At 55.0% G+C, this 15193-nt stretch carries 14 protein-coding genes; 3 read left to right on the forward strand and 11 right to left on the reverse strand.

Annotated elements, in window-relative coordinates; translation table 11 throughout:
- Positions 1-169: 169 nt before the first annotated feature.
- On the reverse strand, positions 170-1294 hold the full coding sequence (gene ugpC, locus IJL83_03685) for a sn-glycerol-3-phosphate ABC transporter ATP-binding protein UgpC (protein MBQ6552699.1): 1125 nt from the start codon (positions 1292-1294) through the stop codon (positions 170-172).
- 297 nt (positions 1295-1591) lie between these two features.
- Between ugpC and IJL83_03690 the strand changes: the two genes are divergently transcribed.
- From IJL83_03690 to IJL83_03700, 3 genes are read left to right on the forward strand one after another with little or no spacing between them, the layout of a single operon-like run.
- Positions 1592-2167: a hypothetical protein gene (locus IJL83_03690; GenBank protein MBQ6552700.1), complete on the forward strand. Its 576-nt coding sequence runs from the start codon at positions 1592-1594 to the stop codon at positions 2165-2167.
- A gap of 39 nt (positions 2168-2206) precedes the next feature.
- Complete coding sequence (locus IJL83_03695) at positions 2207-2854, forward strand: ThuA domain-containing protein (protein ID MBQ6552701.1); 648 nt, start codon at positions 2207-2209, stop codon at positions 2852-2854.
- Positions 2855-2858: 4 nt separating this feature from the next.
- Positions 2859-3956 carry a Gfo/Idh/MocA family oxidoreductase gene (locus tag IJL83_03700; protein ID MBQ6552702.1) on the forward strand — a complete coding sequence of 366 codons (1098 nt, stop codon included), beginning with the start codon at positions 2859-2861 and terminating at the stop codon, positions 3954-3956.
- A 278-nt stretch (positions 3957-4234) separates the two neighbouring features.
- Here IJL83_03700 and IJL83_03705 read toward each other — a convergent pair whose 3' ends face one another.
- From IJL83_03705 to IJL83_03750, 10 genes are all read right to left on the reverse strand, one after another.
- Positions 4235-4837 carry a hypothetical protein gene (locus IJL83_03705; GenBank protein ID MBQ6552703.1) on the reverse strand — a complete coding sequence of 201 codons (603 nt, stop codon included), beginning with the start codon at positions 4835-4837 and terminating at the stop codon, positions 4235-4237.
- Positions 4838-4950: 113 nt separating this feature from the next.
- Entirely contained in the window at positions 4951-5526 is a 576-nt protein-coding gene (locus IJL83_03710; GenBank protein ID MBQ6552704.1) for a zinc ribbon domain-containing protein, read from the reverse strand.
- 237 nt (positions 5527-5763) lie between these two features.
- Positions 5764-8409 (reverse strand): leucine-rich repeat protein, encoded by a 2646-nt coding sequence (locus IJL83_03715; protein ID MBQ6552705.1) that lies wholly within the window; start codon positions 8407-8409, stop codon positions 5764-5766.
- Between the two features lie 369 nt (positions 8410-8778).
- Positions 8779-10389, reverse strand: coding sequence for a leucine-rich repeat protein (locus IJL83_03720; GenBank protein ID MBQ6552706.1), 1611 nt, complete (start codon positions 10387-10389; stop codon positions 8779-8781).
- 30 nt (positions 10390-10419) lie between these two features.
- Complete coding sequence (locus IJL83_03725; GenBank protein ID MBQ6552707.1) at positions 10420-11142, reverse strand: hypothetical protein; 723 nt, start codon at positions 11140-11142, stop codon at positions 10420-10422.
- Positions 11139-11594 carry a hypothetical protein gene (locus tag IJL83_03730; GenBank protein ID MBQ6552708.1) on the reverse strand — a complete coding sequence of 152 codons (456 nt, stop codon included), beginning with the start codon at positions 11592-11594 and terminating at the stop codon, positions 11139-11141. The genes IJL83_03725 and IJL83_03730 overlap by 4 nt, the downstream gene beginning before the upstream one ends.
- A 49-nt stretch (positions 11595-11643) precedes the next feature.
- A complete protein-coding gene (locus IJL83_03735) occupies positions 11644-12456 on the reverse strand; it encodes a hypothetical protein (protein ID MBQ6552709.1) in 813 nt (270 codons plus the stop codon).
- A 129-nt stretch (positions 12457-12585) separates the two neighbouring features.
- Entirely contained in the window at positions 12586-13887 is a 1302-nt protein-coding gene (locus IJL83_03740) for a UbiA prenyltransferase family protein (protein MBQ6552710.1), read from the reverse strand.
- Between the two features lies 1 nt (position 13888).
- The gene (locus IJL83_03745; GenBank protein ID MBQ6552711.1) at positions 13889-14407 is read right to left on the reverse strand and encodes a hypothetical protein; all 519 of its coding nucleotides are present in this window, start codon (positions 14405-14407) and stop codon (positions 13889-13891) included.
- 53 nt (positions 14408-14460) lie between these two features.
- Positions 14461-15193 (reverse strand): helix-turn-helix transcriptional regulator (locus tag IJL83_03750; protein MBQ6552712.1); only part of this gene is annotated, 733 nt, incomplete at its 5' end.

Here is a 15193-nt window from a genome sequence, read left to right on the forward strand (position 1 = left end):
CCCAAAAACCGACACCTCCCTCGTCTGAGGGAGGTGTCCGACGTTTCTGCTGTCTGCGGGGGATCCTTCGGCGGTAAGCCGCCTCAGGATAACGGGCGACGCCGCTTCGCGGCTACACCTCATCCGGCGCTGCGCGCCACCTTCCCCTCAAGGGGAAGGCAATACGCCGTCAGTTGCTGATGGTCTGCTCGGTTTCCTTGTCGAAGATGTGGACGCGGTTCATATCGATCGCCATCTTGATCTTGTCGCCGGAGCGGGCCTGCGAGGTGGAGTCGACGCGCGCGGTGATCGCGTTGCCGACGACGTTGACGTAGAGATAGATCTCCGCGCCCATGAGCTCGGTGACCTCGACGTCGGCGGAAAGGAGACCGTCGGCGTGCTTCTCAAGCAGCTCGGGCTCGTCGTGGATGTGCTCCGGACGGATGCCGAGGATGATGTCCTTGTCTATGTAGGGCTTCAGGCAGTCGCGGCGGTTCTTGCTCTCCGGCAGCTTCAGGCGGTAGACGTCTCTGTCTTTGCCGAAGACGGCGTAGTAGGTGCCGTTCTCCTCGTCCAGCTTCGCGTCGATGAAGTTCATCTGCGGGGAGCCGATGAATCCGGCGACGAAGGTGTTGACCGGCTTGTCGTAGAGGTTCTGAGGAGTATCGACCTGCTGAATGAGACCGTCCTTCATGACGACGATGCGGTCCGCCATCGTCATGGCTTCGGTCTGGTCGTGGGTAACGTAGATGAAGGTCGTGCCGATGCTCTTGTGCAGCTTGGAAAGCTCGGTGCGCATCTGCGCGCGGAGCTTCGCGTCCAGGTTGGACAGCGGCTCGTCGAGAAGGAAGACCTTCGGCTCACGGACGATAGCGCGTCCGAGCGCGACTCTCTGGCGCTGACCGCCGGAAAGCGCCTTCGGCTTTCTGTCGAGCAGGTGCTCGATATCGAGGATGCGGGCGGCCTCCGCGACGCGGCGCTTGATCTCCTCCTTCGGAGTCTTGCGCAGCTTCAGGCCGAACGCCATGTTGTCGAAAACCGTCATATGCGGATAAAGGGCGTAGTTCTGGAAGACCATCGCGATGTCTCTGTCCTTCGGGGCGACGTCGTTGACGAGCTTGTTGTCGATGAGCAGCTCGCCGCTGGTGATCTCCTCGAGGCCGGCGATCATACGCAGGGTGGTGGACTTTCCGCAGCCGGAGGGGCCGACGAGGATGATAAATTCCTTGTCCTTTATCTCCAGGTTGAAGTCGGAAACGGCCATAACTCCGCCGGGATACTTTTTGTAGATTTCTTTCAAGGTTACGCTTGCCATTGATTATCCTCCTATTTCGGCGCGTGAGCGCTTGTTAGCTTGGTAGCAATATTATAATAACACACTTTTTGCAAGATGTAAAACCAATCTTTTTTGATATTTTTTTCATAGTGTTGTGAAAACCGCCGTTTTCATCGTGATTTTGCACAAAAACGCGCACGGTTTTTTGTGCATTCTGCCGATAGTCCCGCCACGGATTCGTTAAATGACGCTACGCCGTTGACTTTTTCGCAAACACGGACTAAAATGGATTTATCGGCGCGGCGCCGACATCAACGCCTTTTCGGAGGGACAAACATGAAATCACTGAAAACAGTTCAGGGGCTCGCGAAAGCGGGCAGAATACTCAGCACGATAGTTTTCGTCTGCTCGATCGTCGCCGGCGCGCTCTGCGCGATCGGAGCGCTGCTGACCGGGATCATCGGCGGCGGTATGGTCGATTTCGTCAACAGATACCTCGTGAAGTTCGACGGGGGCGCGGTCGCGCTGACCGCGGACTACATGCTCACCGCGCTGATATGCGGAGTGATAATCAGCGCCGGCGAGGCGGTGCTCTCGAAGTTCGCGATCAACTACTTCAAGCGCGAGCTGAAGGACGGCACGCCCTTCACCTTCGGCGGAGCCGCCGAGCTGCGCCGGCTCGGACTGCTCGCGATATTCATCCCCATCGGCGCTTATGCCGCCGCGGGAATCTTCTACGGCATCATGAAGCTGACGCATCCCGACCTCGCCGAGATAAACTTCTCCGGCGCGCTGACGATACTGACCGGCGCGCTGCTGCTCACCGGCTCCTGCCTCTGCAAGCTCGGCGCGGAGCAGGCGGAGGGGAACGCGGCCGCAACCGAAGAGGCGCGGCCCGAAAACGAGCTTTGATTTCAATAATGATATAACGAAACGCAAGGAGGCAACACCATGAAAAAAGCACTTATCGTTTACGGCGGGTGGGACGGACACGATCCCGTCGGCGTCGCGGACGTCTTTGAAGAGATACTCCGCAAAGAAGGCTTCGAGGTCGACCGTTCGGATGACCTGAAAGCGTACGAGGGCGACCTGAGGCAGTACGACCTGCTCGTGCCGGACTGGACTATGGGCGACATCTCCGGCGACGGCGCCTGGAACGTCAGTGAGGCGGTCGCCTCCGGAGTCGGCATCGCCGGATGCCACGCGGGGCTCTGCGACGCCTTCAGAAACTGCGACCTGTGGCAGTTCGTCACCGGCGCGCAGTTCGTCGCGCACCCGGGCGGCGAGGTCACCTATACGGTGAAGATGAACCGCGCCAACCCCGACCCGATAACCGACGGCATAGACGACTTCGAGATAACGAGCGAGCAGTATTACCTGCACGTCGACCCCGCGGTCAACGTGCTGGCGACGATCCGCTTCCCCACCGCCGACTGGCACCACTCCGTCAACGGGCCGGTGGACGTTCCCGCCTGCTTCACGAAGCGCTGGGGCGAGGGGCGCGTCTTCTATCTGAGCGTCGGGCACAACAGATACACCTTCGACATACCGCAGGCGCGGGAACTGATGCGCCGCGGATTCCTTTACGCAGCGAGGTAACGGTATGAATATAGGCATAGTCGGATGCGGCAACATCAGCGGCATCTATCTCGATAACCTCACGGGCAGGTTCAAAAACGTCTCCGTCGCCGCCGTCGCGGACCTCGACGAAAACCGCGCGCGAGAGAAGGCGGAGCGCTACGGCGTCCGCGTGATGACGCTCGACGAAATGCTCGCGGACGGCGGGATCGACCTGATACTCAACCTCACGACTCCGCTGAGCCACTACTCCATAAACAAAAAAGTCCTGCTCGCCGGCAAGCACGTCTACGTCGAAAAGCCGCTGGCGCTCAACTACGCCGAGGGCAAGGAGCTGATCGAGCTGGCGGAAAGCAGGGGGCTTTACGTCGGCTGCGCGCCGGACACCTTCCTCGGCGCGGGCATACAGACCTGCTGCGAGCAGATAAAGAGCGGCGCGATAGGCAGACCCGTCGCGGGCTCGGCGTTCATGATGTGCCACGGGCACGAGGGCTGGCATCCCTCGCCCGATTTCTACTACGACTACGGCGGCGGGCCGCTGTTCGACATGGGCCCGTACTACGTCACCGCGCTCGTGCGCATGCTCGGCAGGGCGGAGAGCGTCTTCGCCTACTGCGGACGCGGCAGCGACACCCGCGTCATCGGCAGCGAGCCGAGGCGCGGCGAGGTGATTCCGGTGAAGGTCGACACGCACGACGCGGGGCTGATCCGCTTCGCGAACGGCGCGATAGTCACGCTCGTGACGAGCTTCGACGTATGGAACCACTGGATGCCGATAATGCAGATTTACGGCACCGACGGCTCGCTGAACGCGCCCGACCCGAACAACTTCGGCGGCGAAGTCAAGGTCGCCACACAGGAGAATATGGACTTCCACGACGTTCCGCTCGTCTCCGGCTACGTGGAGAATATGCGCGGGATGGGCGTTTCCGAGCTCGCGCTCGCGCTCGAGGAGGGACGCGTCAACAACGCCTCCGGCCGCCTCGGGCTGCACGTGCTGGAGATAATGGACGGCTTTGTCCGCAGCAGCGCCGAGCGCCGCGAGGTGAAGCTCGAAAGCTCCCCCTCCGACCCCGTACCGCTCGACTGGTCCGCGCCCGTCGGCGAGCTGCGAACGAAGTGAGCAAACGCAAGCGCCGATAGGTTTGTCATCCTGAGCGGAGGCGAAGGATCTTACGGAACGCAGCGGTCGATCTGTCATCCTGAGCGGAGCGGGCGAAGCACGCGCAGCCGAAGGATCTTAAGGACGAGTTTTTGTCAAAAATATAAGTGTGCGGAAGAAAACGAACGGTAAAGTCACGTTTTCGACTGCACACTTTTTCTTTTGTTATTAACGTTACCGACAAGATCCTTCGACTTCGCAGCCCGCGGCTGCTCCGCTCAGGATGACAACCCTTTCCCTCACTTCAGATTCGGGCAGTGCGAAACTATAAACCCGCGGACGAACTCGAAGTCCTCCGGCGCGGCGTAGACCTGATTGTGATTGAGCCCGGCGTTGACCTTCAGCAGTCCGCGGCGGGGGTACGCCTTGACCCTGCGCACCTTCGCGAACTCGGAATACATCTCCGTGCGCGTCGCCGCGAGCCCCGCGCCGACCGTGCCGGGACGTCCGGCGGCGGCGCCTATCACCGCGGCCGCGACGCCGATGCCGCGCGCCTTCTTCGCCTGCTTCTCGGTCTGCCTGTGGTTGACGCCGTTCTCGTCCATCTCGAACTCGACGACGTATTTGCCTCCCATGATCGCGGCGTAGATGAGGTAGCCGATACCCACCAGCACGATCATTCCGGCAAAGATGATGCCGAATACCTTGAGGTTGCTCAAAAATCCGCTCCACCAGAAATCAGAATCCCCCATGCCGATCACCGTCATCAGAACGAACATCCCGAGGAAGATGAACGAAAAGATCTTGATGAGCAGCAGGAATACCGTCGGGTTTTTGAAAAGCGACATCTCGTAGACCCAGCGGTATTTGCCGTCTTCGCAAAGCCGTACTCTGTTATCCATATCGCGCGCTCCTTTCGTGTTTTCATAACGATTATAGCAGATTTTCGCGGATAAAACAAGTGTTGCCGTAATTTGTCAGTGACAAATTACGGCAACAATCATAAACAACCGTTTCAGTTCACGAAAAGCGCTTCGCGCTTCTTATAATACATTATGTTGGCGCAAACCATAATAACGGATATTGCTATCTTGAACACGAGTGTAGGAGAAAGCAAACTTATCACCGATCCATACTGTTTGATCAAGATGGCGTAAGCTATGATGGTGTAGATTACATCGGAAGCGCCGACCGCGATGTATGTTTTTATAAGAAGCTGCGGCGCGCCGCGCTTTAGTCCTATAAGTCTGACCACGGTAACGAACTGCAGCGCCGCGATGCCTATAGTGATAACGGCATAAATAACGTCTATATACTTGAAGATATTAGGAACCGCAGAATAGTCGGCGTTTCCGCCGAACACAAGCGTTAACGTTCGGGTTGCGAAGACAAGATTCAGCACCGCGGACGCCCAAAGTGCGAAATATATCAGAAACTTGTGCCATTTCATCGGGAACCCTCTGAACGGGTCCTGATACAGCGACGCGTTCGGATCCTGTGCCTCGTGTTTGCGCGACTCTATGTAAGCGCCGCAGGAGGTGCAGAACTTCGTATTATCCGGCAGCTTGGCATTGCATTTTTCACAGTACATTCCGATCTCCCCTTTTTTGTTATTATTTATTAGGCTTTGAGCATATAAAGCAAGTCATTTCGGGCAAGCGCAGCCGACGAGGAATCTGATTCAATATGCAGACCGCCGCAAAAGATGCGGGATCATACGATGCGTTCAGGATGACAAGTTTACAGCGAATCCGCGAGCTTCGCGGCTACACCTCATCCGTCTCGAAGGGCGTTGCCCTTCTCGCCACCTTCCCCTCAAGGGGAAGGCTTATAGAGCGTCCGCGAGCTTCGCGGCGACGCGGAGGATCGCAAGGGCGTCGGAAACCGTTATTTCGCCGTCGCCGTCGATATCGCAGCAGGCGATCAGCTCGTCGGTGGGCTCCGCGAGCTTCGCGGCGACGCGCAGCGCGGAAAGAGCGTCGGAAACGGTGATCTCTCCGTCGCCGTCGGGGTCGCCCTTCGTAACGTTTCCGTTTATCAACTTATAAGGTATGTTGTTACTGACCGCATATCGATAACCTATCGAATGCTTGAATACAGAAAGAGTCAGTTCGGTGCAGTCGTTAAACGCGCCGAATTCGATACTCTTTACGCTTTTAGGAATAGTAACGCTCGTCAGACCGGTGCAACCGTTAAACGCCCAATTGCCGATGCTTATCACGCTGTCGGGTATTCTTACGCTCTTGAGTCCGGTGCAGCCACTGAACGCGCTCCGTCCGATGCTCATTACGTTTGCGGGTATCGTCACGCTCGTCAAAGAGACGCATCCTTCAAACGCATAGTCGCTGATACTCCTTATGCCGTCGGGAAGTCTCACACTCGTCAGACCGGAACAGTTGCAGAACGCCGCCTGGTCAATTGACGTCACGCTGTCGGGAATATATATATCCGTCAAAGCGAAGCAGCTGTTGAAAGTACTTTCGCCGATTCTCACAACGCCGTCCGGTATATTGATGCTCGTCAGACTGTTGCAGGACAAGAATGCTTTATCACCGATAGTCGTAACGCTTTCCGGTATATTCAAGCATGCCAAATTACGACAGCTGGCGAAAGCGAAACTGCCAATGCTTCTTATGCCGTCGGGAAGAGTTAAACCGGTCAGATCCACACAGTGATCAAACGCTTGATCGGCTATGCCGATCGTCCCGTCTCTTACCGTGAAGTCGCCGGATATGCTCTCTGTCGCTTTTATCAGCCAATTGCCGATATACAGCACGCCGTCTCCCCAATTCGACTGATCATCAAATATTCTTGTTTTTTCAAACGCCCTATTCCCTATACTTATCACGCTGTCAGGTATGTTTATTTCCTTCAAAGCGGGGCAGTACATAAACGCACCGTAACCAATGCGCGTCAATCCTTCGGGAAGGGTTACAGTTGTCAAGCCGACACACTCCCAGAACGCCGACGTGCCGATGCTCGTCACTCCGTCGCCGATCGTAACGGTTCTCGGAGTCCCTCTCCACGGCGCGTAACCGCTCTCATAATCATAATCCCGCATATCGCCGGTGCCGCTGATAGTAAGATTATCCTCTTCATCAAGCTCCCACGTGAGATTATCGCCGCATTTGCCGCTTACGGCTGCGCCCACGAAACGGAACGGTATCCTGTTGGATATCGCGTGCAATAACGCTTCCGTATCCTCATACACTTCGAGAGTCAAAGCCGGGCAACCTGAAAATGCAGAATCGTAGATTTCCTCCACGCTCCCGGGTACGCTTACTGTTTTAAGAGCGGTGCAATCCTTAAATGTACGATCATTGATAACCGTGACTCCGTCGGGTATCGTCAGGTTCTTCAAGCTCTCACAGTAGGCAAACGCCTGAGCTCCGATGCTGCTTACACTTGCCGGTAAGACAATATTTTCAAGAGCGGTACAGTAGGCGAACGCATATTCACCTATGCTCGTCACGCTATCCGGAAGATATACGTCTTTCATAACGCCGCACCCGTAAAACGCCAAATCGCCGATACGCGTCAGACCGTCGGGCATTTCTATGCCCGTCATGGCACTGCAGCCCCTGAACATACTTTCTTCAATTACCGTAAGCCCTTTCGGCAGCGTTACATCCGCCAGATCGGCACAGTAACTGAAAGAACTGCGGCCGATACTCGTCACACTGTCCGGCAGCGTAATACTCTTCAGTCCGGCGCAGAGGGAAAATGCGTTTCCGCCAATGCTCGTAACGGTATCGGGTATGCTTATGCCGGACAAAGCGGTACATTCGCAGAATGCCCGTTCACCGATGCTCGTTATGCCGTCAGGCAGACTTATGCTTTCCAGCTTCGCGCAGAACGCAAACGCCCAACTTCCTATGCTCGTCACGCCGTCTCCGACAGTAACGGCTTTCGGCGCAGTGTCCCATGGCGCTACGTTTTTTGAATAATCCCACATATCGCCGGTGCCGGTGATGGTGAGCTTCCCGTCTTCGTCAAGTTCCCATGTCAGATCATCGCCGCACGCATTGCCTGCGGCTCCGTTCACGACGCGGAAAGGTATACCGCCGTCGACTGCGTACTGATGTGCCGCCGAGTCCTCATATACTTCAAGAACCAGAGCATAGTTGCTCGCGAATGCTCTCTTTCCGATACTCGTAACGCTCAACGGTACCCTCAATCTTCTCAAATTAAAACAGCGCTCGAAAGCATAATCTCCGATCCTCGTCACTCCTTCGGCAATAACACAAGTTTGCGAACCTGATTGCCACGGTTTCACACTCAACGAATAATAATCCCACATCTCTCCGGTGCCGGTAATGGTAAGGAGACCGTTATCGTAAAGCTCCCACGTCAGATCATCGCCGCATTTGCCGCTGTTCACGATCTCGGCGGACGCGATGATCCCGGTCGGAAGCAGGGCGAGCAGCATCGCCGCCGCCAGTATAATAGAAAGAAGTCTGCCGTGCTTTTTCATAGTATCGCCTCCTTGATACGCCTCACTGTCAACTATAGTACCACCCCCATTTTTTGTCAACGGGTTTTGGGAAAAAACTTACGCACAGATAACAAAAATGACGCACAGATAACAAAACCGGCTTTATGAGTCTTGCTGACGGCATTTTGCCGCAAAGTATACTATCGCCCCCGAAACCGCCAACGCGGCAAGAAGGATGCGGTGATAAAACAAGTGTTGCCGCAATTTGTCAGTGACAAATTACGGCAACAACACGGTTTATGTATTATTACATCCCAGATTTACAGCGAATCCGTCAGCTTCGCGGCTACACCTCATCCGTCTCGAAGGGCGTTGCCCTTCTCGCCACCTTCCCCTCAAGGGGAAGGCTTATAGAGCGTCCGCGAGCTTCGCGGCGACGCGGAGGATGGCAAGCGCGTCGGAAACCGTTATTTCGCCGTCGCCGTCGATATCGCAGGCGGCAAGAAGGTCGTCCGTCGGCTCGGCAAGCTTCGCCGCCACGCGCAGCGCGGAAAGAGCATCGGAAACAGTGACCTCACCGTCGCCGTCCGGATCGCCTTTTGCGGCGGCAGCGCCGATGAGCTCGTATTTATATCCGTTTTCGACCGCGTAACTGTGCGCGTATGAATCCTTATAAACCCGCACAACGAGCTTGCTGCGGTTCGGCAGCGCGCGGCTGCCTATAAACGTCACGCTTTCGGGAAGCGTCACGCCCGCGAGAGCGCCGCACCCGTAAAACGCCTGTTCGCCTATGCTCGTCACGCCTTCCGGAACGATAACGTCGGTCAAGCCGCCGCAGAACGCGAATGCATAGTCACCTATCGTTTCCGCGCCCTCGCCGAAGGTAACGCTCGTTATGCCGTTTCCCCAAGGCGCGCCGTTCGCGCCGAAATCGTACATAGCGCCCTCGCCGCTTATCACGAGCGCGAGCTTATCGCCGTCCGCGAACTCCCACGTCAACGCGTCGCCGCAGGGGCCGCTCGTCAAAAGGCGGTAAGGGATACCCTGCTCCTCGGCGAAACGCTGCGCGTAACTGCCCTCATAGACCTCGAGCGTCAACCCGGGGCACCCGTGGAACGCGTCGTCGCGGATACCCGTCACGCTCGCGGGGATCCTCACCCTTTCCAGCGAAGCGCAGTCGCAGAAGGCTATGTATCCTATGCTCGTCACGCCGTCCGGGATGTCGACCTCCGTCAGCGCGGTGCACCCGAGGAACAGCCCGTGCTTTATCTCCGTCACGCCCCTCGGTATCGTCACGTCCGTCAGCGCGGTGCAGTAGCCGAACACGGATTCGCCGATAACCCTGACGCTTTTCGGGATGCTCACGCCGGTAAGCTCTCGGCAGAACGAAAACGCGTCGGTGGCTATGCCGACCGTCCCGTCCTTTATCACGCAGACGCCGCCGACATCGTAGTAATCCGCTCTTATCAGGCATTTGCCCATATAGAGCATACCGTCTTCCCAGTTCGATTTGCAGTCGCAGTAGTACGCGGTATTATCGAACGCGCCGGAGCCGACGGTCGTCACGCTGTCGGGGACGCTTATGCTCGCGAGCGATACGCATTCGGCGAACGCGGCGTTGCCTATTTCCGTCGCGCCGTCGGGAATGTCGATCTCCGTCAGCGCGACGCAGCTCCAGAACGCCGCGAAGCCTATCCTCTTGATAGTGGAGGGCAGGCTCACCTCCGCGAGCTCGAGGCATTCGTAAAAGGCGCAGTCGCCGACTGTCGTCACGCCCTCGCCGATGGAAACGCTTTTCACCTCGCGCCCCCACGGGATTTGGCTGTCCGCGAGATAGTCCCACATATCACCGGTGCCGGTAATGGTGAGGTTGCCGTCGGAGTCAAGCTCCCACGTCAGATCATCGCCGCATTTGCCGCTGTTCACGCTCTCGGCGGACGCGATGATCCCGGTCGGAAGCAATGCAAACAGCATCGCCGCCGCAAGTATAAAAGAAATAAGTTTGCCGTGCTTTTTCATAATGTCGCCTCCTTGGAACTGCTGATACAACTAATCACTAAGCGCGTTTGTGATATACGCTTCCGTTGCGATATCATTCTCAAATACGATAACAAGGTCTATTCGTTCTTCGTTTTCCGACCTTGCTTTTTTGAGGTGATACCGACCTTCTTTTACTATCTCTCTGCCCGTATCATCAACGTCATATACGGTCTCGTCGAACCAAACATACTCCTCCATTATCGAAAGCAGCGATCTGCCGAGCACCGATTCCGGCTTATACGTACGACCGTCGAACAATCTGATCCCCAGCTTTGAAAGAATCGGTCCAACATCGTCCTCCTCCAATGCACGGGCGTTATACTCGTGTTTTGCCACTCCGGAAAACGTAACGCCTCCGTCCGACGAGTATACCATTCCCCAGTTGAAGAGATAAGCTCTCAGATCATCATCCTTGTATTCCGCCACTATCTCCGTCGGATTCTCGACAATATCATAATAGTCGTATTTCTCATAAGCATAGTATGAATCATGTCCCTCGGCGCGAATAGATAGCAATTCGCCATCCTGGCCACTATGCGAAGCGGTCAGGATGGTTTTCTGCGATGGGAAATCATTCACAACTACTGATATGATAAACTCATCGCCGTATTCTGTTTTGACCGTTTCTTTGTCGTTCCGCACCGGCGCCCCGAAATTAACGACGGTCCCGATGCATCCGGTCAGCGACAGCGCAAGCGCCAACAACAGGATCGCGGCTATGCTTCTTTTCATTCTGGCTCCTTCTCTGCCGGCTTCGGTTTTGCCGACAGCCATTTTGCCGCAAGATACACGACTGCACCGAGGATAACGGGTAAAGCGAGAGCGATGATAAACATTATCAGTCTCACGGTTTCCCTTTCTCCGGAATATCCACCTTCAGCAGCGAGCATCATAAAAATCCACCATAAAACATAGGCCGTAAAAGTCAGAGAGCATTCAAACAGATTCATATACCAAAAGGGCTTGACCTTCGTATTCATCCTGCGTTCAACAAGAGACAACACGATGCCTGTGATCGAAAAAACAGCTGCCGCTGCCGAAGCATAGATCACCGTGTTTCCCAGCATCCACCGAGGGATCGAACCGGAAGCCAACATATAGATAAATATGGACAAAAATACAAACAGCAGCACGCTGAACGCACCGCATATACGGGAAAATACGCCGATATATTTCTTTTTCATAATAATCCCCCTTTGACGAAGCAGCAAAACATCTGCGTATACAAGGCGCTCATATCACCAACGCCGTCACTGCCACAGCAACGAATACGTCCTGAATGCCTCCGTCGCGCCACAATTCGATCGAACAAAAACCGAACATCCTCAAATCGATAATCTTATCCGCCAGGCGCTGCCATCTCTCGGTGAACGCATTGCCCGAAAACTCCGTATCCGTTATGCCGACGCCATCGATAAGCAGCTTTTTCAGGTCTCCGCCGTTGACGTATTCGCGCTCTACGCCCTCGTGCTTCGGCCAAACGTTTCCGTCGTGGTCATACTGCATAACAAAGATTTCACCGTTCTCGTCTCTTGTCAGTGTCGCGGTCTTGTTTTCGCGGTCGAGCACTACTCTGCAATTGTTATTTTCATATCGCGAGCCGCCGGAAACGACGTTTATCGTATTGTCATCATCATATTCGAACTCCGCGCCGCCGGAAGCGCCGCTTCCCACCAAATTCAATCGACCGGACTCGTCGAAAATAAAGCCGTAGGAATAATTCACAACATCGGCGCCTTTGCCATATAAAGAGTGGGTAAGTGCGAAGGTGGTTTCATCGACCTTTTTGAATGTGAGCGTTCCAAGGTTCGTTATACCCGCTGCCGGATCTGACAGATACACAACGCAGTTATCTTCATTCCATTCATAAGTTGCAACGTAGGACGCTTTGATGTCGGGCCCCTCAAATGCAAACGTTTTCTCCGCAGGGAGATACGGCACGCGCTCAGGCGGCACCTCCTTCGTGCACGCGCACAGCAGCGAGGGACAGCAGAGCAGCAGCGCCGCAGTAAGTATTAAAGAAATCATTCTGCCGTGCTTTTTCATATTGCCTTCCTTGTGTTCGTTTCACTTTCATTTGAACGCCGCCTTGCGTTCGGCGACCGCCGCTTCTCTGAAATCCGCCGGAGTGGCGCCGTTGAGCTCGCCGAACTTCCCTCCTCGTTATGCGTCAATTCAAAACGACAATTCGTATCCCTTTGATTCATCGGCATAATAATACGTTATCGTAAGCGCAGCGGCGTCAGAACGGTTCCCGTCCGCATTTTCTTTGAAAGCTTCTATCTTTATGACCGCCGGATACTGTTCGGGGTCGCTGTCGTCAAGATAGGCGCCGCAGAATTTTTTGAAATCATAGCAAACCGTATCGCTCTCATACAGCAGCCGGTGCGGGTTATATCCGAATGCCGTGTATATGGGCGCATCCTGAAACGTCGCAGCGCAAAGCGAAACGGCGTTCGTCTGCCAGCAGACCCGCTCCGGCGAAACCAAAGGTTTCCCGTAACGGTAACGCAGAACCACATAATGCCCTTGTCTGAAAGGAGATACGATCTGCCGCCAATCGTCCGAGCCCTCGCGGACCGGATTGCCGAAAGCGCGCTTCTCCGCCTCCGTCAGCCTTCCGTCGCGGATCGATACAGTCACGGTATCTGTATAGATCTCATTATCGCACTTGTGATATCGTCGATCATCCTTGTATTTGAATACCCGTATGCGCACGGTCGCGGTCGGATAAGAAAAACCGTCGTCATCTTCCGGCGACCATATTACGTTTTCGTTCAGACCGGCATAGAGATAATAGGAGCTTTGGCAAGGCGCTTTATACTCCGAACCGGTGCTTGCGGAAGAAAGCGAGCCCGCGTCGCACTCCCACACCACTGTGTAATTATCGCCATTAAATGTATGTCCGACCGAAAGACTCTCTCCGCCGACCGTTATCTCCACCGACTGCCCCTTCGTCAGGAAATAAACGAGAAAGGCAAGAACGACAGCCGCAAAGGTTGCAATAGCTAAAAATACAATAGTAAACGTCCTTTTACCCATATCATCACCCGCAAAGGCATATGCCCAAACCGAAGCGAGGCACCACATTGCCGCACAAGCGAAAAAGATAAGACTGCAAATAGTAAGATTCACATACCACAAGACCTTCACGCCCGCGTTTCTCCTGCGCTCGGCAAAGGAAAGGATCATCCCCAACAGCGAGAACAGCGGCGCGGCAGGCAATATGAAGGCTGAGAGGTTATTGAAAAGCGAAGAATACAGCGCGTGACTGCTTGCGCGGATCGGATACGCGATTATGAACGGCACCGCGAACGAGATCGCGCTGACGATCCCGCAAATCAGGGGGATCGCGAACGTCCGTTTATTCTTCTTTCTGCGCGCCGGATATAACACTACAAGCGCGATCGCCAAGCCGAGCACCAGCGATAACGACAGCCACGTCGGTATTACCGGACCTGCGGGAATCTCCGTCATTTCACATCCCCTGCCATTCATCATAATTGCCCGCTGCGATCTGCCTGTCGGTATAACCGCGCATCAGGTTGTACGTTTTGGTCGAAAGAAACCTATCCGCATTAAATTCAATAATGACATAATATTTTTCGGCGGAAACGGAAGCCCCGATACAGTATTCATCCGTATGGAAATACTTCCCCGACAAAGACTTCTTTTCCTGCCCATCCCGCTTCGAATAGTTTGACAGTGTTTTCCTCGCCTGCGCAGGGCTGTTCACTTTGATCTTCATATGATACGTGGTTTCTCTGAAACTTTCGTGATACTCGAACCTTAAAAACTCGGCAGAGTCATCGACGGTAATACCAAAGCACGCACACAGATCGTTTTTATCCTGCGCGCTGAACGACGTTATCACCATATCCCTGTGGTATACCCACGGAGACAGGAGCAACCATATACAAAACGCCGCCAGTGCCGCAATTATCAGCGCGACCGCTATCCACGCTATAATCCCTGCTTTCGAACGCTTCTCAGCCATATCCTGCACCTCCGGGATACGATTCGGCAGTTCAGCAAACGCCGGCGAGCGTTTTATCTGAACGCCGCCTTGCGCTCGGCGACCGCCGTTTCTCTGAAGTCCGCCGGAGTGGCGCCGGTGAGCTCGCCGAACTTCCTGACGAAGTGCTGCGTCGTTTTGAATCCGCAGCGCAGCGATATATCCTTGATCGGCAGGTTGGTGAACTCCAGGTGTTTTTTCGCAACGTCCACCCTGTATTGCCACAGGTACCCCATCGGCGTCGTATCGAACTCCTCCTTGAAAAGCTCATTCAGAGTGGAGTGGTTAATCGACGCCGCCTTGCTGATACTCTCCACCGTAACGCTCTCCTGATAATTGCCCTCGATATAGACGACCGCGTCTCTCAAATGCGGATCTGCGATCCGGCTTATCGACTCATCGTGAGCGCCCTGCCCGAAAAACCCGTAGGTTTTCTCGAGCATGAGAATGATTTCCATAAAATGCGATCTGCTTCTGCAGGACCAATACCAGTCCGGCTGAATGGTCAACTCGTCGTCCATTCTTTGAAAAGCTCTTTTCACGCTGTCCTTATGCTCTTCAAACAGCGGGAAAACGAATCTCTCCCCGTCCGTGAACGGTCTCAGCAGAAACAGGTCGTGGCTCAGTGCCACACGGCTGTAGCTGCTGCTGTGGACGAGCTTGAAGGTCATATTGACGTTGAGGAACGACGGGTGAAAATAGACCGCGTCGCATTTCAGCCCGCGCTTTTTTATCAGCCGCGGGCTCTCGCGTTCGTCGAAGCAGACG

It is taken from the genome of Clostridia bacterium (genome assembly GCA_017438525.1).
Taxonomy (GTDB): domain Bacteria; phylum Bacillota; class Clostridia; order Oscillospirales; family RGIG8002; genus RGIG8002.